We start from the raw sequence: 23339 nt of genomic DNA on the forward strand, positions 1-23339 counted from the left end.
CGTCGGCGTCCACTTCGCTTTCACCCGAGCCGGTTGCAGACTCGAAACGTGAACGCAGCATGCTGATCCAGCGTGCCGCGGCCGCGACGAAGCACTGCAACGGCAACGTGCCCACCATGGTCAGGCGCCGCTGTGCCGCGGGGGGGATGCGCGTGGCCTCACCGCCACGGATGGACATGCCTCCCTGCTGCGCACGCAGCACCGGCCATCGGTTGGGACAGGGGAGAAACACAGGTAATGTCCACCTCGGACACCACACCCATCCTGGATGGGGTCATGCTGTCCCCGGCCCGCAACGCCGCCTGGCTGCTGGTCGCCGGACTCATCGCGGCGGTGCTGATCGCCCTGTCGCTGCAGCGGCACAACGTCACCGAACAACAGGACCGCTTCGCCCAGCTCACCGATGACGTGGTGGGCGCCCTGCAACAGCGCATGGAGATGTACGAGCACGGCCTGCGCGGCGCGCGCGGCGCGGTGATGACCGCCGGCGGCGAAGACGCCATCCGCGAGCGGTTCGTCGCCTACAGCCGCTCGCGCGATTATCCGCGTGAGTTTCCCGGCTCGCGCGGGTTCGGCTACATCCGGCGGGTGCCGCAGGCCGAGGAAGCGGCCTTCGTGGCCCAGGCCCGGGCCGATGGCATCGCCGATTTCAGCGTGCGCCAGTTCGCGCCGCACCCGGGCGACCGTTACGTCATCCTCTACATCGAACCGCAGGGCCCCAACTCCCCGGCATTAGGGCTGGATATCGCCTCCAACCCCGTGCGGCGCGAAGCGGCCGAGCGCGCCGCGCAGAGCGGCCAGGCCGTGCTCACCCATCCCATCGCGCTGTACGAGAACGGCACGGCGCGCCAGGACTTCCTGTTGCTGCTGCCGGTCTATCGCAACGGCGCGCCCGTTGCCACGCCGGCCGAGCGCATCGCCGCCACGATCGGCTGGACCTATGCGCCGCTGCGCATCCGCGAAGTGCTGCAGAGCTTCGACGAAGACCACGCCGACTACGCGCTGCGCATCGTCGATGCGGCCAGCCGCGACACCCCGTTCTTCGAAAGCGGCAGCTTCGCGCCCGCGGGCAAGTCCTCGCGCCTGAAGAACAGCCGCGAGCTGGACGTCTACGGCCGCCGCTGGTTATTGACGGTGCAGGCGACCCCGGAGTTCCTGCGCTCGCTCAACCAGATCTCGCCCTGGATCGCGGGCGGCTCGGTGCTGCTGGTGACGCTGCTGCTGTCCGGCCTGGCCTATGCGGTGGGCATCGGCCGCCAGCGCAGCCAGCAGATCCTGGCGGCGCAGGCGCGCCTGGGGGCCATGGTGCAGAGCTCCAGCGAAGCCATCATCACCGAGGAAGCCCAGGGCATCATCACCCACTGGAATCCCGCCGCCGAGCGCGCCTTTGGCTATACCGCCGAAGAAGCGGTGGGCCAGTCGATGCAGCGGCTGATCGGCGAAGGGCTCGCCGAGGCCGGCACGGACGCGGTGCGCGATGAGGGCGGCGCCCGCAAGGTCAGCCTGCGCCACCGCGATGGTCACCGCGCGCGCATGCTCACCACCCAGTCGCCGCTGCTGAACCGCCAGGGCCAGCGCGTGGGCACCTCGCATTTCTTCCACGACCTCTCGCGCCAGCTGCAGGCCGAGGAACAGTTCGGGATCGTGGTGGAAGCTTCGCCCAGCGCGCTGCTGGTGCTCGATGCCGACAGCGTGATCCAGCAGGCCAACCGGCGCGCCGAGGAACTGTTCGGCCGTCCGCGCCCGGCCCTGGTCGGCCTGCCGCTCACCAGCCTGCTGCCGACGGACCTGCATGCGGCCCAGCAGCAGGCGATGCAGGAGCTGGTGCAGTCGCCCGACTCGCCGCCGGTCTCGCTGGGCAGCGATGTCTACATCGCCCGTGAGGACCTGAGCCAGATCCCGGTGGAGATCGGACTGAGCCCGATGCGTGCGGACGGTCATGCCCAGATCCTGGCGACCATCACCGACATCTCCGAGCGCAAGCGCGCCGAGTACGAGATCCACCAGCTCAACGCCACGCTGGAACAGCAGGTGGCCGAGCGCACGCGCCAGCTGGTGGCCACCAGCACCCTGCAGCGCGCGATCACCTCCCATGCCGGCTACGCCATCATCGCCTCGGACAGCGCCGGTCGCATCACCCTGTTCAACCCCGCCGCTGAAAAGATGCTCGGCTACAGCGCCGCCGAGCTGCTGGGCAGGAAGGGCGTGGACGTGCTGCTGGATCCGGAAGAGCTGCGCGAGCGCGCCGGCCCGCTGGCGCAGGATCCGGCGCAGCCGATGAACTTCTTCGAGACGGTCGTTTCCGGCGCGGGCACGGGGCGCAGCGTCACCGAGGAGTGGACCCACATCGCCAAGGACGGGCGGCGCATCCCGCTGCTGTTGACCATCAGCACGCTGCGCGACGAGCACGAGCAGGTGATCGGCTTCCTCGGCATGGGCCTGGACCTGACCGAGCGCAAGCAGCACGAGGAAGCCCTGCGCCAGGCGATCAGCGCGGCCGAGGCGGCCAACCGCTCCAAGAGCGATTTCCTGGCCAACATGAGCCATGAGATCCGCACGCCGATGAACGCCATCCTGGGCATGCTGTACCTGCTCGAACGCGGCGAGCTTTCCCCGCCCGTGCGCGAGATGACCCGCAAGATCGACATCTCCGCGCGCGCCCTGCTGTCCATCATCAACGACGTGCTGGACTTCTCCAAGATCGAGTCGGGGCGGATCGACCTGGAGAACACCGCCTTCGACCTGGGCGAACTGCTGGAGAACATCGCCACGCTGATGACCTCGGCGGTCAGCGTCAAGCCGGTGGAAATGGTGGTGGAGGCCCCGCCCGATGGCGCGCGCTGGCTGCTGGGCGACTCGCTGCGCCTGAGCCAGGTGCTGATCAACCTGGTGGGCAATGCGATCAAGTTCACCGACCGCGGCGAGATCGTGCTGTCGGTGCGCAAGTTCCGCAGCGAGTCGCCGGGCAAGGTCAAGCTGCTGTTCTCCGTGCGCGATACCGGCATCGGCATCCCCAAGGAAAAGCAGGACCTGATCTTCTCGCCATTTCATCAGGCCGACACCTCCACCACCCGACGCTTCGGCGGCAGTGGCCTGGGCCTGACCATCAGCCGCCGGCTGGTGGAGCTGATGGGCGGCGAGCTGCAGGTCTACAGCGCGCCCGGCCGCGGCAGCGAGTTCTACTTCGCCATCTCCTTCGGGCTGAGCGAGGGCACCGCCCCGGCCGTGTCCACCGAGGATCCCAAGCGCGTGCTGGTGGTGGACGACCACGACCTGGTGCGCCGCAACCTGGTGCACATCATCGAAGGCTTCGGCTGGAGCGCGGTTGATGCGCCCAGTGCGCAGGCGGCGCTGGACCTGCTGTCCGAGGCCGATGCCGGCACCAGCCCGTTCGATGCCTACGTGCTGGACTGGCGCATGCCCGGCATGGACGGCATTGCCCTGGCCAGTGCCCTGCGCGCGCGCCAGGGCAACGGGCGCGAGCCGGTGATCATCATGGTGACCTCCTACGAGCGCAATCTGCTGGACGAGAAGATGCCCGGCGGCCTGGTCGATGCGGTGCTCACCAAGCCGGCCACCAGTTCCTCCTTGTTCAACGCCCTGGGCGAGGCCATGGGCCGGCGCGAAGCGCCGCGCCTGCGCGGCCCGGACAGCAAGCGCCTGGGCGGGCTGCGCCTGCTGGTGGTCGATGACAGCGAGTACAACCGCGAGGTGGCCCAGCGCATCCTGGAGAGCGAGGGCGCCAGCGCCGAGCTGGCCGAGAACGGCGAGGAAGCGATCAAGCTGATCGAGACCGATCCGTCGCGCTTCGACGTGGTGCTGATGGACGTGCAGATGCCGGTGATGGATGGCTACCAGGCCACGCGCGTGATCCGCGCGTCGCCGCAGATGAGCCACCTGCCGGTGATCGCGCTGACCGCCGGCGCCTTCCGCCAGCAACAGGACGCGGCCGTGGCCAGCGGCATGAGCGGCTTTGTGGCCAAGCCCTTCGACGTGCAGCAGCTGATCGAGGCGATCCAGCGGCTGGCCCCGGCGCTGAGCTCGAGCTCGCGGCTGGACCCCACCGCGGAGATCACCGCCGCGGTGCCGGCCATCACCGTGCATGCGCCGGACCTGTCGGACACGCCGGTGCTGGACACCCAGCGCGGCCTTGAGCAATGGGGCGAGGAAGCTCCCTACAAGCGCTACCTGTTGCGGTTCCTGCGTGACTATCACGCCCCGGCCCCGATCCTGCGCCAGCTGGTCCAGCAGGGAGATCGATCCCCCGCGATCTCCTTCGTGCACAAGATGCGTGGCGCCACCGCCTCCCTGGCCCTGCTGCGGCTCAGCCGCGTGGCGGGCCGGATCGAGGAGGCGCTGTATGGCGACAACGACGTCTCCGAGCTGCTGGATGTGCTGGAGCACGCCACCGCGCAGGCGCACGCGGCCATCGCCGCCTACGCCGATGGGACGGAGCTGGAGGAACCGGGTGAGGCCTCCGGCGACTGGGTCGCGGCCCTGTCGCCGGAGGCGCTGACCGCACTGCAGCAACTGCTGCACGCCCTGGACAGCGACGACCCGGCGGAAATGGAAGCGCAGCTGCATGGCCTGCACGGCTTGCTCCCGGCGTTGGTCCTGGAAACGCTGCACGCCCAGGTCGACGCCTTCGCCTTCCGCGAGGCGGAAGCCGATGTGCGGCAATGGATTGCCCAGCACGACGGCACCGCCCCGCCCGGACACGGGCGCTAGGAAAGACGAGGGAACATGGCCCAGCGCCCCATCCTGTGCGTGGATGACGAACCCAACAACCTGGCGTTGCTGCGCCAGATCCTCCAGGGCGACCATCGCCTGGTGTTCGCCCGCAACGGCGGCGAAGCCCTGGCGGCGGTGGCCAAGCACGACCCGGCCCTGATCTTGATGGACGTGGAGATGCCGGACATGGACGGCTACAGCGTGGCCATCAAGCTCAAGCAGGACCCGCGCACGGCGCGCATCCCGGTGATCTTCGTCACCGCCCTGAACAAGGACACCGACGAGCGCGTGGGCTTCGAGGCAGGCGGCGTGGATTACCTCACCAAACCGGTGTCGGCCTACGTGCTGCGCGCACGCGTGCGCACCCATCTGTCGCTGGTGCAGGCCTCGGCCCTGGAGCAGAGCTATCGCGACGCGATCCAGATGCTGTCCATCGCCGGCCACTACAACGATAGCGACACCGGCAGCCATGTCTGGCGCATCGGCGCCTACGCGCGTGCGCTGGCGCTTGCGCTGGGCTGGGACGAGCAGCGCGCCGCCCTGCTGGAACAGGCCGCGCCGCTGCACGACACCGGCAAGATCGGCATTCCCGACGCGGTGCTCAAAAAACCCGGCCCGCTCACCCCAGAGGAATGGGTGGTGATGCGCACGCATCCCTCCATCGGCCACAAGATCCTCAGCCAGTCAGCCGCTCCGCTGTTCCAGCTGGCGGCGGAGATCTCGCTGAACCACCATGAGCGCTGGGACGGCAGCGGCTACCCCAACGGGCTGGCTGGCGCGGCCATCCCCGAGTCGGCCCGGATCATCGCGGTGGTGGACGTGTTCGACGCGCTCAGCGTGCGCCGCCCGTACAAGGAGCCCTGGCCGCTGGACAAGGTCCTGCAGACCCTGGACGAGGGCGCAGGCACCCACCTGGACGCACGTATGGTGCGGACCTTCCACGACATCCTGCCGCGCATCCTGGAGCTGAAGGCCTACTGGGACGCGCGCGAGCAGTCCGAGGCGAACCCGCTGCCACAGTAAGGGTGCGCGCGCAGGCGCAGCGCCGCCGACGCCCGCGCAATTTTGCCCTCCGAACCGCGCGCTACGGCCCGCTCAGTCGATCAAGCGCGTCAGCCGCCACGCGCGATGGATGCGCGCGTTGCGCTCGAAATCCTGCGGGATGGTGGCCGCGCTGATCTCCTGGCAGCGCGCGAACTCGGCCACGCCGGCCTCGTCCAGCTTGAAGCGGCGGAAGTTGTTGGAGAAGTACAGCACCCCGCCGGTGGCCAGCCGCGCCGTGGCCGCGCGCAGCAGGCGCAGCTGCTCGCGCTGCACGTCGAAATCCTCGGCACGGGCGGAATTGGAGAAGGTCGGCGGGTCGCAGAAGATCACATCGAAGCGATGCCGCTCGGCCTCCAGCCAGGCCACCGCATCGGCCTGTACCAGCTGGTGCTGCTGGCCCCCGTGACCATTGAGCGCCAGGTTCTCCGCGCACCACTGCAGGTAGGTGCCCGACAAATCCACGCTGGTGGTGGAGGCCGCGCCGGCCACCGCGGCCTGGACGCTGGCCACGCCGGTGTAGCAGAACAGGTTGAGGAACCGCTTGCCGCGCGCCTCGTCCGCCATCCGCGCGCGCAGCGGGCGGTGGTCCAGGAACAGCCCGGTGTCCAGGTAATCGAACAGGTTCACCCGCAGCAGCGCACCGTGCTCGCGCACGGTGATGAACTCCCCGCGCTGGTCGAAGCGACCGTACTTGCTGCCGCCCTTGCCCTTGGCGCGGGACTTGATGGCCACCTGTTCCTTGGGCACCTGGAACACCTCGCGCACGGCCGTCAGCAGCTCGCTGAAACGGCGGCGCACATCGGCTTCCGGGATCTCGCTGGGCGCGGCGTATTCCTGCACATGCAGGAAGGTGCGGGCGGCGCCGCCCTCCTCGGTGTACACATCGATGGCCGCGGCGTACTCGGGCAGGTCGGCATCGTAGATGCGATAGCAGCCGATGCCCTCGCGCTGCAGCCAGCTCTTGAGCTTGCGCTGGTTCTTGCGCAGGCGATTGACCACCATCTGCGCGCCTTCGGTGAGCGCGCGCGGTTCGCTTGCCACGCGCTGCGGCGGCGCCACGGGGTCGCAGACGATCAGCGCGCACTCGATGGCGCCGTTGAACAGCTGGTACTTCTTGCTGGCGCGCAGGCCGGTGGCATAGGCCAGCTCCGCGCTGCCGCACAGCAAGCTGGCGGCCCACTGCGGCACGGCCTTGCGCAGGCCATCGCCGATGCTGCGATACAGCGCCGCATCAGCCTGCAGGCGCTCGTCGTAGGGCGGATTGCACACCACCAGACCCTGGCTGAGCGCGCCTTCGGCATTGGCCGGGGCCTGCAGGTCGGCGATGTCGCCAGTCCGCAGCTGCAGCAGGCCGGCAAGCCCGGCCAGCACGGCGTTGTCCTCGCTGGCGCGAATCGCGCCCCGCGACAGATCGCTGCCGAAGAACACCGGCTTGAGCGCGGCGCGGCCGGCACGCTCGCGTGCGACCGCCTCGGCGTGCAGCTCGCGCCAGGCGGCGCGGTCGAACCCGGTCCAGCGCGAGGGCAACTGGTTGCCATGCCGTTGCAGACCCGGCGCCACATCGGCCGCCATCAGCGCGCCCTCGATCAGCAGCGTGCCGCTGCCGCACATCGGATCCAGCAGCGCCCCGCCGTCCTGGTAACGCTTGGGCCAACCACCGCGCAGCAGCACCGCCGCGGCCAGGTTCTCCTTCAACGGCGCCTCGTTCTGCTGCGCGCGCCAGCCGCGGCGATGCATCGGCCCGCCGCTGAGGTCCACCGAAACCGTGGCGATGCCCTTGCGCAGGGACAGGTTCAGGCGCAGGTCGGGCGTCTCGGTGTCCACGTTGGGACGCTCCATGCCCTGCCCGCGCAGGCGATCGACCACCGCATCCTTCACCCGCTGCGCCGCGAAGCGCGCGTGGGTGATGGCGGGGCCGGACACATGCGCATCCACCGACAAGGTATCGCCCGCGGCCAGATGGGTCTCCCAGGGCAAGGCGGCCACGCCCGCGTACAGCGCGGCATCGTCGGCGCATTCGAAACTTCCCAGCGGCCACAGCACGCGGCTGGCCAGGCGCGACCACAGCACCATGCGCTGGGCATCGCGCAGCTCACCCTCGGCATTGACGCCGGACACGGTGGCGGTGGCGCGGGTGGCGCCCAGGGCCAGCAGCTCGTCGACGAGCAGGTATTCCAGACCCTTGGCGCAGGAAACGAAGAAGTTCAACGGGGGTGCCTCACGGCTCGCGGGCCGATTGATGACGGGAAGAAAACCTCAAGCCCGGTCCGCGCGCCTTGGCGGCGCTCGTAGGCGGCGCGCGTTCGGCGCTGGAGGTTCAGAGCAAGGCCAGCAGCTGCGCGAAGGCCTCGGCGCAGGTATCCACGTGCTTGCCGAGGCGATGGTCGTCATCGACCAGCAGCAGGCGCGCGCGGCGCGTGTGCGCCCAGTTGATCACCGCACCGGCCGGGATCAGCTCGTCGTCCCAGCCATGCACGATCGACACCGGCACCGCGGCCGCGTCCAGATCCGGCATGGGGCCCATCTGCGTGGGCGGGGCCAGCAGGAACAGCCCGTGCGTGGTGACCTGCAGGGACACCTGCGCGGCGATGTAGGCGCCCAGGCTGGACCCCACCAGCACCAGCGGGCCGCGCTTGGCCGCGGCCTCGGCCAGCCCGCGCAGGCGCATCAGGCGCGAGGCCACATCGCCCAGCTGGCTGATGTCGGCGCGGGCGTCCAGGTCGCGATAGTCCGGGCGCTCATGGGTCCAGCCCAGGCGCTCGGCGACCTCGGCCAGCGCGGTCACCTTGACGGCGTCCGGGCCGCTCTCGAAGCCATGGGAAAGAATGCAATGTCCGCGAATCACAGCGCCTCCACCTTGTCGCCTACCGAAAAACGCCCGCCCTCGATGATGCGGGCACACAGGCCGCCATGCCCGCGCATGGCGTTGTAGCCACCGGGCCCGAGCGCATCTTCCATGCGCGAGCACGGATCGCAGGGCTCGGTGCCTTCCAGCACCACCTCGCCGATGCGGAAGCGGCGCGCCTTCAGTGCGATCAGCGGGATGCCCGAGACCACCACGTTGCGCCGCAGCTGCGCCGGCAGCAGCCGCTCGTGCCCGGCCAGGGCGGCGATCACCGGCAGGTGTTCGGCCTGGATCAGGGTCAGCCCGCGCTTGCCGCTGCCGCCCTTGTAGCGGTCGCCGGCCAGACCGCCACCGGCGCTGGCATCGGCGTAGGGCATCTCCAGCATCGGCCGGTCGCGCGCCGGCCGCAGGCCGATCCACTGCACCTGCCCGGCCCGCGGCAAGGTGGACATCAGCCGGGCGAGCGGCGAGTCGGGATGGAAGGGCATGCGGGCTCCGTGGCGATGCGGCGTGGGCGACCAAGACCGCACAGTTTACTTGACTGGCCGGCCCAGCCCGGCCGCGCATGCCTGACGTGCCCGGCCCCGACCCTCTAACATGCGCGGCCATGTCCCCGCCCTTCTCCGAGCCCGCCGCGCCGGCCTACCTGCCGTTGCCCTACGAGGCCCTGCTGGCGCCGCGCCCGCTGGCGCAGGTGGACCTGCTGGTCGTGCATTGCACCGAGCTGCCGGACCTGGCCATGGCCCGCCAGTACGGCGAGCAGGTCCGCTACGCGGCCGGCACCGGCAACAGCGGCCATTACTACATCGACCGCGACGGCAGCACGCAGTGCTGGGTGGCGCCCGAGCGCATCGCCCACCACGTGCGCGGCCACAACCCGCGCTCGATCGGGGTGGAGCTGGTCAACACGGGGCGTTACCCGAACTGGCTGGACTGGGACCACCAGGCCATGGAACACCCCTACCCCGCCGCGCAGATCGACGCGCTGGTGGCGCTGATCGCCCGGCTGCAGCGCCAGCTGCCGGCCCTGGCCTTCATCACCGGGCACGAGGACCTGGACACCGAGCAGGTCCCGGCCAGCAACGATCCGGCCCGCACGGTGCCGCGCAAGCGCGACCCCGGCCCGCTGTTTCCCTGGGATGAGGTGCTTGCCGCCATCGCGCTGGAGCGACTGCCCACGCCCTGACGGCCGGCCCGGGCCGCGCCGGGCGGCGGCATATAATCGGGCCATCCCCCGCCAGCCCTGACCCACCCGTGTCTTCAGCCCGCCCCGCCCCCCACCAGCCCGTCGCCGACGAACTGATCGACCTGCTCTCGCTGGAGCGGCTGGAGGACAACCTGTTCCGCGGACAGAGCCGCGACATCGGCACCAAGTACGTGTTCGGCGGCCAGGTGCTGGGGCAGTCGCTGTCGGCCGCGCAGGCCACGGTGGACCCGGCCGCCGGCCGGCTGGCGCACTCGTTGCACGCCTATTTCCTGCGCGCCGGCGATGTGAACGCCCCCATCGTCTACGACGTGGACCGCACCCGCGATGGCGGCAGCTTCTCGGTGCGGCGGGTCACGGCCATCCAGCACGGCAAGGTGATCTTCTTCTGCGCCGCCTCCTTCCAGGCGCTGGAAGACGGGGCCACCCACCAGCCGCCGATGCCGCAGGTGCCGCCGCCGGAAGACGTGCCGGAACTGCCGCCGGTGCCGGCCCACATCATGGCCAGCCTGGCGCCCAAGGTGCAGCGCTGGCTCTCGCGGCAGGGGCCGTTCGAGTTCCGCCACGTGCATCCGCGCAACGAGCTCAAGCCCGAGCGCCTGCCGCCGTTCCAGCAGATCTGGTTCCGCCTGACCCAGCCGGTCGGCGACTCGGACGCGCTGCACCGGGCATTGCTGGCCTACGTGTCCGATTTCCAGCTGCTGGGCACGGCCAACTTCCCGCACGGCATCAGCTATTACCAGCCCAACGTGCAGATGGCCTCGCTGGACCACGCGCTGTGGTTCCACCGCCCCTTCCGCACCGACGACTGGCTGCTGTATTCCATCGACAGCCCCACCGCCCAGAACTCGCGCGGCCTGGCCCGCGGGCAGATCTTCGACCGCCAGGGCCAGCTGGTGGCCAGCGTGCAGCAGGAAGGCCTGATCCGCGTGTTGCCCGACGCCGACGCCGCCCGGCACGTGCCGGCCAAGGATTAACCGGACTTCCCCATGCGCCAGATCTTTTCCAGCCAACGCGTCGAGACCGTCGAGGGCGTGGCCAAGCTGCTGACCGAGGCCGGCGTGGACGTCTACGTCACCAACGGCCGCTCCTACCAGAGCAAGCGCAGCGGCCGCTTCAGCTACAGCGACCCCACCCCGTCCAAGGACCGTCCCACGGTGTGGGTGCGCCACGCCGACGACCAGCCGCGCGCACGCGAACTGCTGCGCGAGGCCGGGCTGATGGAAAGCACCCGTCCCGACCAGCGCCGCTCGTCCCAGTACGCGCCGCTGCCCACCGAGGCCGCCCCCAAGCGCAACTGGGCCTGGCGCATCCGCCTGGTGCTGATGGCCTGCATCGCCGCGGCCGCCATCGCCACCTTCATGCGCCACCGCCAAGCCGCCGAGGAGCTGCGCCAGGCCCAGGCCCTCCAGGCCGAACAGGCGCGCCAGCAGCGCAATGCCCAGCCCTACGACGACGGGCTGAAGGAGGGCGAGGTGCGCATTCCCATCTCCACCCCGCCGCAGGCCCCGCGCCGCTGAGCCCGCGCAGGGGCGTCTTGGTGGTCACATTCGCCGGCCGCGCGCGTCCAGGCATGCCGGACCGCCTCGAAGGAGAACACCGATGACCGCCACCGCCCTGCTGCCCGACGCACGCCAGGACCTGGATGCCGCGCTGCACCTGGACCTGTCCGCCGCCGCAGGCGGCGATGGTCTGGCCTACGGACGCGTGGTGGCGACCTGCCAGAACACGGTGACCGCCATCGCCCTGGCGATCACCCGCGATGTCCAGGCCAGCGAGGACATCGCCCAGGAAGCCTTCCTGCGGGCCTGGCAGCAGCTGAGCCGGCTGCACAACCACGCCAGCTTCCTGCCCTGGCTGCGGCAGATCACCCGCAACCTGGCGCGCGACTGGCTGCGCAGCCAGCGCGGCCGGCCGATGACCGGCGAGGTGGCCGAGATCGCCATCGGCATGGCCGCAGACCCCGCGCCGGAGCCGGCGCAGCGGCTGGTGGCGCTGGAAGAAGAGCGCGCCGCCACCGAGATCATCTCCAGCCTGCCCGAGGACAGCCGCGAGACCCTGCTGCTGTTCTATCGCGAGGGCCAGAGCTCGCAGCAGGTGGCGCAACTGCTGGGCATCAGCGACGCGGCCGTGCGCAAGCGCCTCTCCCGCGCCCGCGAAGCCGTGCGCGAAGAGCTGCTGCAACGCTTCGGCCGCTTCGCCCGTGGCAGCGCGCCGTCCACCGCCTTCACCGCCACCCTGGTCGGCGTGCTGGGGCTGGCGGCCAAGCCCGCCGCCGCGGCAGGCGTGGAGGCTGCGGCGGTTTCGGTTGGCGGCGGCCTGCTGGGCAAGTGGCTCGTGGGCAGCGCCGCCGCGGGTGCCGGCGCGCTGGCAGGCGGGCTGCTCAGCGGCGGCCTCACTGCCTGGCTGATGCGCGGGGTGCTGTTCCGCTTCACCGAAACCCAGGCCGAGCGCCGCATGGTGTGGCGGGCGTATTGCCGCTACCTGGCCATCGGCATCGGCTGCGTCCTGGTGGGGACCTTGGTGGCGCTGACCACCACCAGCGCCTGGGCGCTGGCCGCCACCCTGGTGGCCGGCATCGGCATCGTCACCTGCGAGCAGCTGGGACCGCTGCGTCGGGTAATGCAGCCGCTGATCGCTCGCGACACCGCGCGCGATCGTCAGGGCGCGCGCAGGCGGCAGATGGCCTACCGGCTGAGCTTCGGCATGACCGGGACCGTCCTGAGCAATTTCGCGCTGGTGGTGATGGTGCTGCCGTTGATCCTCCAGCGCCTGTAGCGCGTGTCACATCGCCCGCCCCGGCGTGTCCTGCTCTAGGATCGCACCGGACACGCCCATGACCACGACCACCTTTGACCTTGACCTGACCCTGCGCCGCGAGCTGCCCGCCGCCGCCGCAGGCGACCCTGCGGCCTATGGGCGCATCGTCGGCGCCTGCCAGAACACCGTCACTGCCGTGGCCTGGGCCATCACCCGCGACGTACAGGCCAGCGAGGACATCGCCCAGGAAACCTTCATCAGCGCCTGGCGGCACCTGGGCCGGCTGAAGCAGCCGGACAGCTTCCTGCCCTGGGTGCGCCAGATCGCCCGCAACCTGGCGCGCAACCACCTGCGCAACGCCCGCCACCGCCCGTTCAATGGCGAGCAGGCGGAACTGGCCATCGAACTGGCCGCCGACACCGCGCCCACGCCTGACGAGCGCCTGCTGCAGACCGAGGAGGAGGCCGTGGCCGCCGAGGTCATCGCCGCCCTGCCCGAGGACGCGCGCGAAACCCTGCTGCTGTTCTACCGCGAAGGCCAGAGCTCGCAGCAGGTCGCCACCCTGCTGGGCCTGACCGATGCGGCCGTGCGCAAGCGCCTCTCGCGCGCCCGCGCCGCCGTGCGCGAAGAAATGCTGGCGCGCTTTGGCGAGTTCGCCCGCAGTTCCGCGCCCGCGGCCGGCTTTGCCACCGTGGTCACTGCCGCCCTGGCCCTGGCCAGTCCGCCGGCCGCGGCGGCGACCGTGCTGGGCCTGACCGGCGCGGCCGGTGGCAAGACCCTGGCGCAGCTGCTGCTGGGCACGCTGGGCAGCGTAGGCGTGGGCCTGTCGGGCGCCGCGATCGGCATCTGGTGGGGCCTGCGTCGCAACCTGCGCGGCGCCATCGACGCGCGCGAGCGCGGGCAACTCAAGCGCGTGGCGCTGATCAACAGCCTGGCCAGCGCGATGTTCGTGGTGCTGATGACCCTGGTGGCCACCATGAGCCGCGGCTGGCTCGCGCCGGTGCTGCTGGCGGCCGTGTTCTTCGGTGTGATCTTCTGGCAGTCGGCCTTTGTCGAACCGCGCATCAAGGCGCGCCGGCATGCGCTGGAAGCCCAACGCGACCCCATCGCCGCGGCCAGGGCGCGCCGCCGCGAGCGCCTGCTGTGCTGGCTGGGCGCGGCCACCGGCCTGGCCTGCGGCGGCGGCGGCCTGCTCTACGCGCTGATCTCCACCGGCCGCCTGCCGCTTTGAGCGCTCGCCCCATCAGTGCATCTTGCTGTGGGAGCGGCTTCAGCCGCGAAGAGGCTTTACTGGGAAAGCCCTTCGCGGCTGAAGCCGCTCCCACAGGAATACTTCTTGGACAATCCTTGACCATGCGCGCCATTGCGCCGAATGCCTCACCGCTGCCCGCTCGGGCAACAGCGCGCACCTCATTCTTCCGATCGGCACGGATAGAAAAAATCAGCCCGCATCCATCGCGGGCTGATCCATCACACTCGTCGCGACGCTTACTGCGTCTTGGCCGCGCCGGCCGGCTTGGGCGGCATCGGCTTGCCATCAGGGCCGCCCGGGCCGCGGGCATGCCTGCGCCCATCGGGCTTGGCCGCGTCGAACTCGGCCTTGCTCAGCTGGCCGTCCTTGTTGGTGTCGGCCTCGGCGAACCAGGCATCACGATGCTGTTTGGTGCGCAGCGCAAAGTCGCCCTTGTCAACGTAGCCGTCCTTGTTGAGATCCATCTCGGCAAAGCGCGCGGCGAACTTCGGATCGGCCTTGGCTTCCTCGGCGCTGATGCGGCCATCCTTGTTGGTATCCAGCCGGGCCATGCGCTCATGCCCACCGCGCGGGCCATGGTGGCCACGCGGGCCATGGCCGGCACGCAGTTCCTCGGTGGACAGCTTGCCGTCCTTGTTGGTGTCCAGGGTGTCGAACTTCTCGGCCAGGCGTGGCGACTTGGCGGCCTCGGCGCGGTCGATCACGCCATCGCCGTTGACGTCCAGCTGCGGCTTGGGCGCATCGGGCTTGGGCGGTGCGGCCGGCGTGACGGCGAAGGCGGTTCCGGCGGTGAGGGTGGCCAGCACGGCCAGGGTCAGCAGGGATTGACGGCGCATCGTTGAACTCCAGTGTTGGAAGGCGTGGCGTCGTGCGCCACTGGTACCTACAAACGCCGGCCTTGCCGGGGCGTTGACCCCGCACGCGGCTCTGTTCAGCGATGCGACAGTCGCAGACATCGCGACGGCATTGCCGCAGTATCCTGACCGCATGACTCCCGCACCTGTCGCCCCTGCCGCCTGCGCCGCGCACCGCCAAACGCGGCTGCATGTGCACGGCCGCGCGGCGACCTTGCCGAGGCCGGGGTGATGGGCAGCAACGCGCTGCCGCGCAGCGGCGATGAACTGCAGCTGTTCCACACTGGCGAGCACCCGTGCGGCTACTGGCCCAACCGCACCGCCCGCGACCTGGTGCTGGACCCGCGCGATCCGCGCCTGCCCACCTTCTACCCGACCGCGCTGGAATGGGGCTTCCGCAAATCGGGCAACCTGGTCTACCGGCCGCACTGCCAGGGCTGCCGCGCCTGCGTGCCGGTGCGCATCGACGTCAACGACTTCCACCCGGACCGCAGCCAGCGCCGCGCGCTCAAGGCCAACGCACGGGTGGAAACGCGCGTGGTGCAGAACGAGCGCACCGCCGAGCACCTGGCGCTGTACCAGCGTTACCTGGCCAGTCGTCATGCCGGCGGCGGCATGGACACCCACGGTGCGGCGGAGTTCGAGCAGTTCCTGGTCGGCAGCTGGTCGCAGGGCCGCTTCCTGGAGCTGCGTGAGGACGGCCGGCTGATCGCCGTGGCGGTGACCGACCTGGTGCCCGACGCGCTGTCGGCGGTCTATACCTTCTTCGAGCCCGAGCTGGAGCGCCGAAGCCTGGGCACCTTGGCAATCCTGCGCCAGATCGAATGGGCCCGGCGCGATCATCGCCGGCACCTGTACCTGGGCTACTGGATCCAGGGCCATCGCAAGATGGACTACAAGCGACGCTATCGCCCGCTGGAATATTTCGATGGGCGTCGCTGGCAGATCATGCCGGTCGATGCGGACCAATGAGCTGGTCGCCGGCCGCGCCTGCCCGACATCGGCACAGCCAGCGCATGCCGGCGTCATCGCACTGACCTGCGCGCCTGCGATGATGGGCGCATGTCCACCCTTCCCATCTTCCGCCTGCTGCTCGCCCTGTCGCTGCCGTTGGCGATGAGTGCCTGCATGCACGCCACACCTACGCCCGCCGCCCCGGCCGATGCCACGCTGCGCGTAGCCACCTACAACACCTCCCTGTACGCGGACCAGGCCGGCGGACTGATCGGCGAGCTGGAAGGCGACAGCGCCCATGCACGCAAGATCGCCGCGGTCCTGCAACAGGTGCGGCCGGATCTGGTGCTGCTCAATGAGTTCGATTACGACCCTGCCCAGCGCGCGGCCACGCTGTTCCAGCGCAAGTACCTCGAGATGGCCCAGCCCGGCGGCGGCCAGCCGCTGCACTACGCCTATCGCTACACCGGCCCGGTCAATACCGGTGTTCCCAGCGGGCTGGACCTGGACAGCGATGGCGTGGTCGGTGGGCAAGGCCGCGCGCGCGGCAACGATGCCTGGGGCTTCGGTCTGCACCCGGGCCAGTACGGCATGCTGGTGCTGTCACGCTATCCCATCGATGCGGCGGCCGTGCGCAGCTTCCAGTTGCTGAAATGGTCCACCTTCCCTGGCGCGCACAACCCGGTCGACCCGCGCACGGGCAAGCCCTGGTATTCGGCCCACGCCTGGCCGCAGCTGCGGCTGTCGTCCAAGTCGCACTGGGACGTGCCGGTGCGCACGCCGGGCGGCGTGGTGCACTTCCTGGTGTCGCACCCGACCCCACCGGTGTTCGACGGACCGGAGGACCGCAACGGCCTGCGCAATGCCGACGAGATCCGCCTATGGACCCAGTACCTGACGCCAGGCGACCAGCCCTGGCTGTGCGATGACGCCGGCCGCTGTGGCGGGCTGCAGGCCGATGCCCGGTTCGTGATCGCCGGAGACCTCAACAACGATCCGGTCGATGGCGACGGCCACCATGAGGCCATCGTCGAACTGCTGGAACATCCGCGCGTGCTGCGCCACCCCACCCCCACCAGCGCAGGCGGCGAGGAAACCGCGCGCGGCTACGCCGCCAAGGGCATCGCGCGCCGCGGCGCGCCCGCGCAGGTCACCGGCGATTTCGGCCCCAAGGCCGGCGCGATGCGGCTGGACTACGTGCTGCCGTCGGTGGGCTTCTCTTACGAGGGCGGCGGCGTGTTCTGGCCCGAAAGCAGCTCACCGCAGGCCGCCATCGCCGACGGCAGCGATCATCATCTGGTGTGGGCGGATCTGCGGCTTTGAAGTGGATGGTCTTGGAAGCTTGTGGAATTAGCTGTGAGCCTTGAGGAACGAGTGAGTAGGAACGAGAAACGAGTAAAGTGCCTTGCGTCGCTTCTGCCGTAACTCGTTCCTCTCGACTCGCTCCTCGTCGTGCCCGGTTGGCCCCTACGCCCCGGTCAGCTGCACCGAGCCGTCGCGTCAGCCCTCTCGTGGGAGCGGCTTCAGCCGCGAAGGGGCTTCACCGGTAAAGCCACTTGCGCGGCTGAAGCCGCTCCCACAGGGTTCCTACTGAAGCCCGCCCGCATCGACGACGGCCGCAATCGCGCCGCCGTCGAACGATGAACGCATCCGAAGACCGAGCCTCATGACTCGAGGAAAGAAATGAAGAGAAGCGAGACGCGAGTGAAGGCAACGAGCGCTCTTGCCCTCACTCGTTCCTCGTTCCTCTCAACTCGTTTCTCTCGACCCGACTCAGGCCCCGCGATTCCCGCGCTTGCGCAAGCGCCGGCGGCTTATTCCAGCGTCACCCCGATCGCCGCGGCCGCCTCGCGCGCCGTCGCACGTGCCGCATCGATATCCGCAGCGCGCGCCAGGGTCACGCCGACGCGGCGCTGGCCTTCCACGCGCGGCTTGCCGAACAGGCGCAAGGCGGTGTCCGGCGAGACCAGCGCCGCTTCGATGTTGGCGAACACCGGCACGCCATGGCCCTGTGCCAGCATGGCGCACGACGCGGACGGGGCGAGATGGCCGATCACTTCGCCATCGGCCGCCCCCACCGGCAGGCCGAGGATGGCGCGCGCATGCAGTGCGAACTCGCTCAGGTCCTGCGAGAGCAGCGTGACCAGCCCGGTGTCGTGCGGGCGCGGGGAGACTTCCGAGAACCACACCTCATCGCCCTTGACGAACAACTCCACGCCGAACAGGCCGCGTCCGCCCAGGTCATCGGTGATGGCCCGAGCGATCTGCTGCGCGCGCGCCAGCGCGGCCGCCGACATCGGCTGCGGCTGCCAGCTTTCGCGATAGTCGCCGTCCTTCTGCCAGTGACCGATGGGCGCGCAGAAACTGGTGCCGCCGGCATGGCGCACGGTCAGCAGGGTGATCTCGTAATCGAAGTCGATGAAGCCCTCGACGATGCAGCGCCCGGCGCCGGCACGGCCGCCGGTTTGCGCGTAATCCCAGGCCGGGCCGATGTCGGCCTGACTGCGCAGCGTGCTCTGGCCCTTGCCCGAGGAGGACATCAGCGGCTTGACCACGCACGGCAGGCCCACGGCGGCCACCGCGGCCTCGTACTGCTCGCGATTGTCGACGAAGCGGTACGGCGACGTCGGCAGGCCCAGGGTCTCGGCAGCCAGGCGGCGGATGCCCTCGCGGTCCATGGTCAGCCGCGCGGCGCGAGCGGTGGGAATGACCTGCAGGCCGTCGGCCTCCAGTTCGACCAGGGTCGGGGTGTGGATGGCCTCGATCTCCGGCACCACCAGGTGCGGCCGCTCCTGTGCGATCAGGGCCCGCAAGGCCGCCGGGTCCAGCATGTCCAGCACGTGGCTGCGATGGGCCACCTGCATGGCCGGCGCGTCGGCGTAGCGGTCGGCGGCGATCACCTCAACGCCCAGGCGCTGCAGTTCGATGGCCACCTCCTTGCCCAGTTCTCCGGACCCCAGCAGCAGGACGCGGGTGGCGGACGGGGACAGCGGCGTGCCGAGCGTGGTCATGGAGACGGATCCAGCAGATGAGGGGCGCCAATTCTAGCCAGGGCCAGGTGCCGCACCCCGCCGGACGAACGGTACTTGCGGACTGATATCATTTTGATATCTTTCGTTCTCGACATCCCAAGGACGCCCGCAATGAAAGAGAAAACCCTCGGTTCCATCCCCGGCATTCCCGTGGTCCTGATCACTCTGGCGGTGTTCCTGCTGGCGGGCTGGGGCATCGTCGGCACCGTCATGGGCATGTTTCCGATGGTGACCCTGTTGCCCTCGATCCTGGCCATCGTGGGCGGCCTGTTCGTCCTGTGCGGCGCCTACATGGTCGAGCCCAACCAGGCCGCGGTGCTGAGCCTGTTCGGCAAATACGTGGGCACGGTCAAGGACAACGGCCTGCGCTGGAACAACCCGTTCCTGACCAAGAAGAAGGTGTCCCTGCGGGTGCGCAACTTCGAGAGCGGTCGGCTCAAGGTCAACGAGCTGGACGGCAGCCCGATCGAAATCGCCGCAGTCATCGTCTGGCAGGTCAACGACGCCTCAGAGGCGGTCTACAACGTGGACGACTACGAAAGCTTCGTGCACATCCAGTCCGAGGCGGCGCTGCGCGCCATGGCCACCAGCCACCCCTACGACCAGCATGAGGACGACCAGATCTCCCTGCGCAGCCATCCGGCCGAGATCAGCGAGCAGCTCAAGCATCACCTGGACGAGCGCCTGACCCAGGCGGGCGTGGACGTGATCGAGGCGCGCATCAGCCACCTGGCCTACGCGCCGGAGATCGCCGGGGCGATGCTGCAGCGGCAGCAGGCCAATGCGGTGATCGCTGCGCGCACGCGCATCGTCTCCGGTGCGGTGGGCATGGTGGAAATGGCGCTGGCCGAGCTGGAGAGGACCGGCACGGTGAAGCTGGACGAGGAGCGTCGCGCGGCCATGGTCAGCAACCTGCTGGTGGTGCTGTGCGGCGACCGCGGCACCCAACCGGTGGTCAACGCGGGCTCGCTGTACTGATGCCGGGGCAAGACGCCCTGCGGCCGGTGGCGCTGGCGTTCCGGCAGGCCACCCAGGCCGACCGCGCCGCGCTGCTGGCGCAGATGCGCCTGTTCTACGCCGAGGACCGCATCGCCTTCGACCAGGCCCGCGCACGCACCGGCGTGGAGGCGCTGCTGGCCGACCCGCGCAATGGCGAGGCCCTGCTGTGGCTGGACGCGCAGGCACAGGTGGCCGGCTATGCGGTCATGACCTTGGGCTTCAGCCTGGAACAGGGCGGGACGTACGCACTGCTGGACGAGCTATACCTGTCCCCTGCGCTGCGCGGCGGCGGATTGGGCCGGCAGGCCCTGGCCATCATCGAACAGCGCGCGCGCCTGCGCGGCGTCGGCCGGCTGCGGTTGGAGGTCAACCACCACAATGCCGCGGCCAAGCGCCTGTACCTGTCCTGCGGCTATCTTGACGAAGGCCGCGACCTGCTGACACGCTCGCTTTCGCCCTTGCAGGAGGACCGGCCATGACCACCCTGGCGGTCCCGCCGTGGCGATGGGTTGACGCATGAGCGAGAAGAAAGCCTATCCGCTGCGCATCAACGCCGAGGTCCTGGCCGCGGCGCAGCGCTGGGCCGATGACGAGCTGCGCTCACTCAATGCGCAGATCGAGTACGTGCTACGCGAATCGCTGCGCAAGGCCGGGCGCCTGCCCCGGCCGCCCTCCCCCGATGTCCCCACAGACGAAGAGGCCGATGCATGAGTACGCAACCACGCTGGAGCTACCTGACCGTGGAAGTCAAACCCGGACTGATGGGCGGTTTCAAGACCGATGTCCTCCAGCACGAGCTCACCAAGCACGGCAGTCTCGGCTGGGAGCTGGTGCAGATGATCGTCAGCAGTCCGCTGGCGCCAGCGGTGCTGGTGTTCAAGCGACCGCAGTGACCGCCGGCGCAGCGGCGTGCGACAGCGCCGCGGCGATCACGCGTGCGCAAGTCGAGATTGTTCGCCGGGCTTGAAAAGTCCTTGCAGCCAGCATGATTGATTCGAACCTGCGCGTGGCCACAATCGAGAGCCTGCGCCTGCCTGCAGGCGCGTCCTCGACCTCCGCAAGGTGACACGCATGCCGCACGCTCCCCAGGCAGGATCCGCCCGCACGCCCACATTCTCGCGTCGCGCCGCGCTGAAGCGGCTCGGCGATGGGGCCACGCCCCTGACCTATGCCCTGCTCCGCGCGGTGCTGGGCGTCACCTTGCTGACCCATGGCCTGCCCAAGCTGCTGGGCACCGCGCATGGATCGATGGCCGACCCGATGGCCGGCTCGATCAACCTGATCGAAAACGTCATGCACCTGCCAGCCGCGCCGCTGCTGGCCTGGCTGGTCACGCTGCTGGAAAGCCTCGGCGGCCTGCTGCTGGCGCTCGGCCTGGGCACGCGTGCGATTGCCGCCATGTTCGTCGTGGAAATGCTCGGCATCGCCTATGCGCTGGGCCCGACCTGGCCATGGATCGACCGTGGCATCGAGTATCCGGTGATCCTGCTCGCCCTGTGCGTGCACCTGACCATGGCCGGCGGCGGGCACTACGCCTTGGACCGCACCCTGCAGGCGCGCACGGCGGCACGCGCCTGACAGCCCGAACCCCGGCCGCTAAGCTGTGCCCATGCCAGGCCGCGCGTCCCGACTCCACAACACCTCCAGCATCGAGCTGTGGCCGGCACGGCTGCTGCGAGCGCGCAGCAATGCCGATGCCCGGGTGCTGGCGCGGGCGCACACCGTGCTGCGGCGCAAACGCGATGGCCGCTATGTCGCCGCGGCCTTGCCGGAGGGCCTGATGGGATTGATGCGCGGCTGGAGTCGCCAGCCCGGCATCGACGAGGCGCTGGACCGGCTGGATGCCATCGGTGCGCGCCAGCCGCGTGTCCAGGGCTGTTTGCCGTTGCAGGGCCTGGAAAGCCGGCTGGCGCGGCTGGGCCTGGATGCGCGCGACTATGCCCAAGCCTCGGGACTGTCGCTGATCGCCGAGCCGGCAGAGCTGGCCCTGGCAGGGCTGGACCGCTATCGACGCGCACTGTGGCTGGAGGCCGACGCCGCACGCGCCTGGCGCGCCATGCAGCGCGCCGCGCGTGAGGCCGGGGTCGGACTCGATGCGATCTCCGGCTACCGCAGCCACGATTACCAGCTCGGCATCTTCGAACGGAAGCTGGCGCGCGGGCAGTCGGTCGATGCCATCCTCACGGTCAACGCCGCGCCAGGCTTCAGCGAGCACCACAGCGGCCAGGCGCTGGACATCGGCACCCCCGGCGAGCCGCCGGCCGAGGAGAGCTTCGAGCGCACCGCCGCGTTCGCCTGGCTCACCACGCATGCCGATGCCTTCGGCTTCCACATGAGCTACCCGCGCGACAACCCGCACGGCATCGTCTACGAGCCCTGGCACTGGTGCCACCGGAATCTGCGGAACGATTGAATCGATCGCGAGCCTGTTGGGCCCCGCCCGCCTGAGGACGCATCGCGATGGTGGATGGAAGACCGCCACCCACCCTACGGCGTAGGGTGGACAACGCGAAGCTTGTCCACCGTCGCGCCTTGGGCCTCAAAACCCGGTGCGGCTCCAGATGCATGCCGTTTATCCGGCCCCCCGGTTCGCCCCCGCGCCCACGGACGCGGCGCGATGGTGGATGGAACAGCGCCATCCACCCTACGGCATAGGGTGGACCACGCGAAGCTTGTCCACCATGGCGCCCCGGAGCTGGAAAGCTCGGCGCGGGTCCGGATGCAAGCCGTTTATGCGCCCCTCTGTGAGCCCCAGTCGCCTGAGGACGCGGCGCGATGGTGGATGGAACAGCGCCATCCACCCTACAGCGTAGGGTGGACAACGCGAAGCTTGTCCACCATGGCACCCCGGGGCTGGAAAGCCCGGCGCGGGTCCGGACGCATGCCGTTTATCCGCTCCCCCTGTGCCCCCGACCGCCTGCGGACGCGACGCGATGGTGGATGGAACAGCGCCATCCACCCTACGGCGTAGGGTGGACAACGCGAAGCTTGTCCACCCTGGCGCCGGGGATGGAGGCCCGGTGTGGCTCCCGATGCATGCCATGACCCGCTCAGGGGCGCGACTGCATCGGCTCTGCAAGCCGGCGCACGCCGCCGGGACGAACCAGGCCACGCTGCTCATGGTGCCGCCGGCCTGCCTGTGCCCCCACCGTCAGCCTGCAGGCCAGGCAAGCTCGACCGGAACCGGCAAGCACAATGCAATCTCTTGCGCCGACCTCATCGGCGCACGGCGTCGATCGCCCACAACAGCCAGGCCAGCATCATGGTCACCCCGCCGACGGGCGCGGCGCGGGTGCTGAAGCCGCCCAGCGCCCCGGCCACCAGGCTGCCGGAGAACAGCAGCGTGCCGATCAGCAACCCGTACAGGGCGACACGGCCCAGCGCCCTCAACCCGCCGCCGGATAGCGCCGCCAAGGCGATGCCGTGGCCGAAGGCATACAGCGCCGCGCTGTGCAGGTTGGCCTGCGCGGGCCCCTGGGCGCCGTGGGCCGCGTAGGCGGCCAGGCCGATGGCGGCGGCGGCCAGCAGGCCGCCACAGCAACCGAGCAATGACGGGCGACGCTGGCGTCGATCCTGGAACATCTTCTTCTCCCGATTCCTGCGCTGGCGGCCGCGCCCGATGCGCACCCACCACGCCGTTGCGACGTCGCCGGGCCTGCTGCCG

General features: G+C 69.9%; 21 protein-coding genes. 15 read left to right on the plus strand and 6 right to left on the minus strand.

The annotated features are described in order from the left end of the window. Positions 1-237: 237 nt before the first annotated feature. Together EPA99_RS11000 and EPA99_RS11005 are read left to right on the plus strand one after the other, a co-directional pair. Complete coding sequence (locus tag EPA99_RS11000) at positions 238-4728, plus strand: PAS domain-containing hybrid sensor histidine kinase/response regulator (protein ID WP_129471267.1); 4491 nt, start codon at positions 238-240, stop codon at positions 4726-4728. A gap of 15 nt (positions 4729-4743) precedes the next feature. Further along, entirely contained in the window at positions 4744-5754 is a 1011-nt protein-coding gene (locus tag EPA99_RS11005; RefSeq protein ID WP_129471268.1) for a response regulator, read from the plus strand. Positions 5755-5826: 72 nt separating this feature from the next. On the opposite strand, the gene rlmKL is transcribed toward EPA99_RS11005, so the two are convergent. The 3 genes from rlmKL to EPA99_RS11020 form a co-directional block, all read right to left on the minus strand. Further along, positions 5827-7983, minus strand: a complete 2157-nt coding sequence (rlmKL, locus tag EPA99_RS11010) for a bifunctional 23S rRNA (guanine(2069)-N(7))-methyltransferase RlmK/23S rRNA (guanine(2445)-N(2))-methyltransferase RlmL (protein WP_129471269.1) — start codon at positions 7981-7983, stop codon at positions 5827-5829. 109 nt (positions 7984-8092) lie between these two features. Further along, complete coding sequence (locus EPA99_RS11015; RefSeq protein WP_129471270.1) at positions 8093-8620, minus strand: YqiA/YcfP family alpha/beta fold hydrolase; 528 nt, start codon at positions 8618-8620, stop codon at positions 8093-8095. Next, positions 8617-9108 (minus strand): MOSC domain-containing protein, encoded by a 492-nt coding sequence (locus EPA99_RS11020; protein ID WP_129471271.1) that lies wholly within the window; start codon positions 9106-9108, stop codon positions 8617-8619. Before EPA99_RS11020 ends, EPA99_RS11015 begins: the two co-directional genes overlap by 4 nt. 119 nt (positions 9109-9227) lie before the next feature. On the opposite strand from EPA99_RS11020, the gene EPA99_RS11025 reads away from it, so the two are divergent. The 5 genes from EPA99_RS11025 to EPA99_RS19120 all read left to right on the plus strand — a co-directional run bounded on the left by EPA99_RS11025 (position 9228) and on the right by EPA99_RS19120 (position 13815). Beyond that, positions 9228-9806 (plus strand): N-acetylmuramoyl-L-alanine amidase, encoded by a 579-nt coding sequence (locus EPA99_RS11025; RefSeq protein ID WP_129471272.1) that lies wholly within the window; start codon positions 9228-9230, stop codon positions 9804-9806. A gap of 68 nt (positions 9807-9874) precedes the next feature. Continuing rightward, the gene (locus EPA99_RS11030; RefSeq protein ID WP_129471273.1) at positions 9875-10801 is read left to right on the plus strand and encodes an acyl-CoA thioesterase; all 927 of its coding nucleotides are present in this window, start codon (positions 9875-9877) and stop codon (positions 10799-10801) included. Positions 10802-10813: 12 nt separating this feature from the next. Then, on the plus strand, positions 10814-11344 hold the full coding sequence (locus EPA99_RS11035; protein WP_129471274.1) for a pathogenicity-like protein: 531 nt from the start codon (positions 10814-10816) through the stop codon (positions 11342-11344). An 82-nt stretch (positions 11345-11426) separates the two neighbouring features. Further along, positions 11427-12602 (plus strand): RNA polymerase sigma factor, encoded by a 1176-nt coding sequence (locus EPA99_RS11040; protein ID WP_129471275.1) that lies wholly within the window; start codon positions 11427-11429, stop codon positions 12600-12602. A 58-nt stretch (positions 12603-12660) separates the two neighbouring features. Beyond that, the gene (locus tag EPA99_RS19120) at positions 12661-13815 is read left to right on the plus strand and encodes a sigma-70 family RNA polymerase sigma factor (protein WP_206733747.1); all 1155 of its coding nucleotides are present in this window, start codon (positions 12661-12663) and stop codon (positions 13813-13815) included. 257 nt (positions 13816-14072) lie between these two features. Here EPA99_RS19120 and EPA99_RS11050 read toward each other — a convergent pair whose 3' ends face one another. After that, complete coding sequence (locus EPA99_RS11050) at positions 14073-14672, minus strand: EF-hand domain-containing protein (RefSeq protein ID WP_129471276.1); 600 nt, start codon at positions 14670-14672, stop codon at positions 14073-14075. Between the two features lie 249 nt (positions 14673-14921). On the opposite strand from EPA99_RS11050, the gene EPA99_RS11055 reads away from it, so the two are divergent. Together EPA99_RS11055 and EPA99_RS11060 are read left to right on the plus strand one after the other, a co-directional pair. After that, positions 14922-15662: an arginyltransferase gene (locus EPA99_RS11055; protein WP_129471277.1), complete on the plus strand. Its 741-nt coding sequence runs from the start codon at positions 14922-14924 to the stop codon at positions 15660-15662. A gap of 90 nt (positions 15663-15752) precedes the next feature. After that, positions 15753-16967 carry an endonuclease/exonuclease/phosphatase family protein gene (locus EPA99_RS11060; RefSeq protein ID WP_129471278.1) on the plus strand — a complete coding sequence of 405 codons (1215 nt, stop codon included), beginning with the start codon at positions 15753-15755 and terminating at the stop codon, positions 16965-16967. Between the two features lie 491 nt (positions 16968-17458). On the opposite strand, the gene purT is transcribed toward EPA99_RS11060, so the two are convergent. Continuing rightward, positions 17459-18655 (minus strand): formate-dependent phosphoribosylglycinamide formyltransferase, encoded by a 1197-nt coding sequence (purT, locus tag EPA99_RS11065; RefSeq protein WP_129471279.1) that lies wholly within the window; start codon positions 18653-18655, stop codon positions 17459-17461. Positions 18656-18787: 132 nt separating this feature from the next. On the opposite strand from purT, the gene EPA99_RS11070 reads away from it, so the two are divergent. The 6 genes from EPA99_RS11070 (at position 18788) to EPA99_RS11095 (ending at position 22088) form a co-directional block, all read left to right on the plus strand. Next, the gene (locus tag EPA99_RS11070) at positions 18788-19654 is read left to right on the plus strand and encodes an SPFH domain-containing protein (protein WP_129471280.1); all 867 of its coding nucleotides are present in this window, start codon (positions 18788-18790) and stop codon (positions 19652-19654) included. Positions 19655-19671: 17 nt separating this feature from the next. Then, the gene (locus tag EPA99_RS11075) at positions 19672-20154 is read left to right on the plus strand and encodes a GNAT family N-acetyltransferase (RefSeq protein WP_129471471.1); all 483 of its coding nucleotides are present in this window, start codon (positions 19672-19674) and stop codon (positions 20152-20154) included. Between the two features lie 37 nt (positions 20155-20191). Further along, positions 20192-20386 carry a type II toxin-antitoxin system antitoxin gene (locus tag EPA99_RS11080; RefSeq protein WP_129471281.1) on the plus strand — a complete coding sequence of 65 codons (195 nt, stop codon included), beginning with the start codon at positions 20192-20194 and terminating at the stop codon, positions 20384-20386. Then, on the plus strand, positions 20383-20568 hold the full coding sequence (locus tag EPA99_RS11085) for a DUF4177 domain-containing protein (protein ID WP_129471282.1): 186 nt from the start codon (positions 20383-20385) through the stop codon (positions 20566-20568). Before EPA99_RS11080 ends, EPA99_RS11085 begins: the two co-directional genes overlap by 4 nt. A 178-nt stretch (positions 20569-20746) precedes the next feature. Beyond that, a complete protein-coding gene (locus EPA99_RS11090) occupies positions 20747-21253 on the plus strand; it encodes a DoxX family protein (protein ID WP_129471283.1) in 507 nt (168 codons plus the stop codon). A 31-nt stretch (positions 21254-21284) separates the two neighbouring features. After that, positions 21285-22088, plus strand: coding sequence for a M15 family metallopeptidase (locus EPA99_RS11095; RefSeq protein ID WP_129471284.1), 804 nt, complete (start codon positions 21285-21287; stop codon positions 22086-22088). 803 nt (positions 22089-22891) lie between these two features. Here the strand turns inward: EPA99_RS11095 and EPA99_RS11100 are convergent. Beyond that, complete coding sequence (locus EPA99_RS11100) at positions 22892-23257, minus strand: DUF423 domain-containing protein (RefSeq protein ID WP_129471285.1); 366 nt, start codon at positions 23255-23257, stop codon at positions 22892-22894. Between the last annotated feature and the right edge of the window lie 82 nt (positions 23258-23339).

It is taken from the genome of Pseudoxanthomonas composti (assembly GCF_004122095.1).
Taxonomy (GTDB): domain Bacteria; phylum Pseudomonadota; class Gammaproteobacteria; order Xanthomonadales; family Xanthomonadaceae; genus Pseudoxanthomonas_A; species Pseudoxanthomonas_A composti.

Bases quoted from the DNA above. Each gene is read 5' to 3' on its own strand.
- EPA99_RS11100 (WP_129471285.1), bottom strand. From the start codon at position 23,257: ATGTTCCAGGATCGACGCCAGCGTCGCCCGTCATTGCTCGGTTGCTGT.
- EPA99_RS11020 (WP_129471271.1), bottom strand. From the start codon at position 9,108: ATGCCCTTCCATCCCGACTCGCCGCTCGCCCGGCTGATGTCCACCTTG.
- EPA99_RS11025 (WP_129471272.1), top strand. From the start codon at position 9,228: ATGTCCCCGCCCTTCTCCGAGCCCGCCGCGCCGGCCTACCTGCCGTTG.
- EPA99_RS11060 (WP_129471278.1), top strand. From the start codon at position 15,753: ATGTCCACCCTTCCCATCTTCCGCCTGCTGCTCGCCCTGTCGCTGCCG.
- EPA99_RS11095 (WP_129471284.1), top strand. From the start codon at position 21,285: ATGCCAGGCCGCGCGTCCCGACTCCACAACACCTCCAGCATCGAGCTG.
- EPA99_RS11035 (WP_129471274.1), top strand. From the start codon at position 10,814: ATGCGCCAGATCTTTTCCAGCCAACGCGTCGAGACCGTCGAGGGCGTG.
- EPA99_RS11050 (WP_129471276.1), bottom strand. From the start codon at position 14,672: ATGCGCCGTCAATCCCTGCTGACCCTGGCCGTGCTGGCCACCCTCACC.
- EPA99_RS11070 (WP_129471280.1), top strand. From the start codon at position 18,788: ATGAAAGAGAAAACCCTCGGTTCCATCCCCGGCATTCCCGTGGTCCTG.
- EPA99_RS11000 (WP_129471267.1), top strand. From the start codon at position 238: ATGTCCACCTCGGACACCACACCCATCCTGGATGGGGTCATGCTGTCC.
- EPA99_RS19120 (WP_206733747.1), top strand. From the start codon at position 12,661: ATGACCACGACCACCTTTGACCTTGACCTGACCCTGCGCCGCGAGCTG.
- purT (WP_129471279.1), bottom strand. From the start codon at position 18,655: ATGACCACGCTCGGCACGCCGCTGTCCCCGTCCGCCACCCGCGTCCTG.
- EPA99_RS11055 (WP_129471277.1), top strand. From the start codon at position 14,922: ATGGGCAGCAACGCGCTGCCGCGCAGCGGCGATGAACTGCAGCTGTTC.
- EPA99_RS11040 (WP_129471275.1), top strand. From the start codon at position 11,427: ATGACCGCCACCGCCCTGCTGCCCGACGCACGCCAGGACCTGGATGCC.
- EPA99_RS11080 (WP_129471281.1), top strand. From the start codon at position 20,192: ATGAGCGAGAAGAAAGCCTATCCGCTGCGCATCAACGCCGAGGTCCTG.
- EPA99_RS11090 (WP_129471283.1), top strand. From the start codon at position 20,747: ATGCCGCACGCTCCCCAGGCAGGATCCGCCCGCACGCCCACATTCTCG.
- EPA99_RS11085 (WP_129471282.1), top strand. From the start codon at position 20,383: ATGAGTACGCAACCACGCTGGAGCTACCTGACCGTGGAAGTCAAACCC.
- EPA99_RS11005 (WP_129471268.1), top strand. From the start codon at position 4,744: ATGGCCCAGCGCCCCATCCTGTGCGTGGATGACGAACCCAACAACCTG.